This window comes from Stenotrophomonas sp. HMWF003 (genome assembly GCF_003061285.1).
Taxonomy (GTDB): Bacteria; Pseudomonadota; Gammaproteobacteria; order Xanthomonadales; family Xanthomonadaceae; genus Stenotrophomonas; species Stenotrophomonas maltophilia_AP.
In genome coordinates this window covers 1-1630 of the sequence record NZ_QAIW01000407.1, presented here as the reverse complement: position 1 = coordinate 1630, position 1630 = coordinate 1, and the positions used below count along the sequence as shown (strand labels likewise).

Genomic DNA, 1630 nt, shown 5'->3' with positions numbered 1-1630 from the left:
GGCCAGCCTCCATTGCATCCAGCCCCTCGCGGCTTTCTTCAAAGAACGTGGCGTGGAAACGTTGCAGATCCATGCTCATGGTGCGTGGGGTCCGGTTGCGAAGGGAGGGAGGGTGGTGCGGTGGGGTGTGCCGGGATCAGCCCAGCACTTTCTGCACGGTGGCGACCAGCTGTTCGGGATTGAACGGCTTGACCAGCCAGCCGGTGGCACCGGCGGCCTTGCCTTCGGACTTCTTGTCGGCGGCCGATTCGGTGGTCAGCATCAACATAGGGGTGAACTTGTAGTCGGGCAGCTGGCGCAGCTCGCGGATGAGCGAGATGCCGTCCATGTTGGGCATGTTGACGTCGGTCACCACCGCGTTGAACCGCTGGCCCTTGGCCCGGCCCAGTGCGACGGCACCATCTTCGGCCTCTTCGACCGAGAAGCCGGCCGAGGTGAGGGCGAAAGAGACCATCTGGCGCATCGACGCCGAGTCGTCCACCACCAAGATTCGTGCGCTCATGCAGCGTTCTCCACAGATTTCAGGTTGTCATGGGTTGCGTCCAGGCCGAGGGCCTGGGTGAGGCCGAGCAGTCGCGCGGCATCACGGAAGGTGGCAGTGCAACCGTCGAATCCGGTCGGGTGGCCTGCCTGGCGGCGGGCGTCGACGAATGCGCACAGGACCTGCATTGCTGCGGTATGGATACGGCTCACCTGGCTGGCATCCAGCGTCAGTTCGCCGGCCTGGTCCACCAACGGGGCCAGGCGGGTTTTCAGCTCGGTGCTGGTCTCGATTCCGAGATCACCACCCAGGGCAACAGTGCTCATGTTTGCTCCGGACAAACGGTTCCGAGAGAGATAACGGCCTGCGCCCAAAAAGCTTTAGGGGAGGCGCGGGCGATCTTCATCATTCTGTCGGCCGCCCCGCCCGCGGGAGGGGGTAGAGCCACCCCATGGGTGGCTGCGCCGCACGGCATGACGCACACCCGTCGTCATTCCGTCACGACGTCGAACAGGACGGCAGCCACCCATGGGGTGGCTCTACCGCGTGGGGGTGCCGGTCAGTTCAACAGCTGGGTGGCATCCAGCAGGATCATCGGCTGGGCGCTGATCCTGGCCACGCCACGGAACAGGTCGTTGGAAATCTGGCAGATGCGGGCGGTATCGGGCGGCTCGATCTGCGAGTCGGTGAGGTTGGCCACGTCTTCCACGGCCGACACGCGCAGGCCCATCGTCTCGCCGTCTTCCTCGAGCACCACGATGCGGGTGTTGGCGTCTTCCTGGGCCGGACCGGCACCCAGATGGATGCCCAGGTCCATCACCGGTACCACCTGGCCGCGCAGGTTCATGATGCCCAGCATGGCGTCGGCGGTACCGCGCAACGGCAGCAGCGGCACCGGCAGCACGACTTCCTGCACCTTGAGCAGTTCCAGTGCATAGGCTTGGGCGCCGCAACGCAGGCGCAGCCAGCGCGAGGTGCGTTCGCTGGCCCGGCGGTTCTCGCGCGGGCTGGACGCCGGATTGCGCGCCTGTGCCTGCAGTTCCTGCCAGCTGCCTGGTCGGGTGTGAGCCGGCGCCGGCGCGGCGCTGCGGGCGCTGGGGGCACTCATCGGCATCGGTGGGGGCATGGCGCGGGCGGCGGGTGTTGGGG

General features: G+C 66.6%; 3 protein-coding genes. All 3 read right to left on the bottom strand.

The genetic code is table 11. From position 1 onward, the window contains the following. Positions 1 to 136 precede the first annotated feature (136 nt). Positions 137 to 502 carry a response regulator gene (locus tag DBR34_RS17460; protein WP_038688521.1) on the bottom strand — a complete coding sequence of 122 codons (366 nt, stop codon included), beginning with the start codon at positions 500 to 502 and terminating at the stop codon, positions 137 to 139. Further along, entirely contained in the window at positions 499 to 807 is a 309-nt protein-coding gene (locus DBR34_RS17455; RefSeq protein ID WP_128097726.1) for an STAS domain-containing protein, read from the bottom strand. The genes DBR34_RS17460 and DBR34_RS17455 overlap by 4 nt, the downstream gene beginning before the upstream one ends. Positions 808 to 1040: 233 nt before the next feature. Continuing rightward, the coding region (locus DBR34_RS17450) for a chemotaxis protein CheW (RefSeq protein WP_146186876.1) at positions 1041 to 1630 on the bottom strand (590 nt) is incomplete at its 5' end.

Excerpts from the sequence above, each read along its gene's own strand:
- DBR34_RS17455 (WP_128097726.1), bottom strand. The coding sequence starts at position 807 with ATGAGCACTGTTGCCCTGGGTGGTGATCTCGGAATCGAGACCAGCACC.
- DBR34_RS17460 (WP_038688521.1), bottom strand. The coding sequence starts at position 502 with ATGAGCGCACGAATCTTGGTGGTGGACGACTCGGCGTCGATGCGCCAG.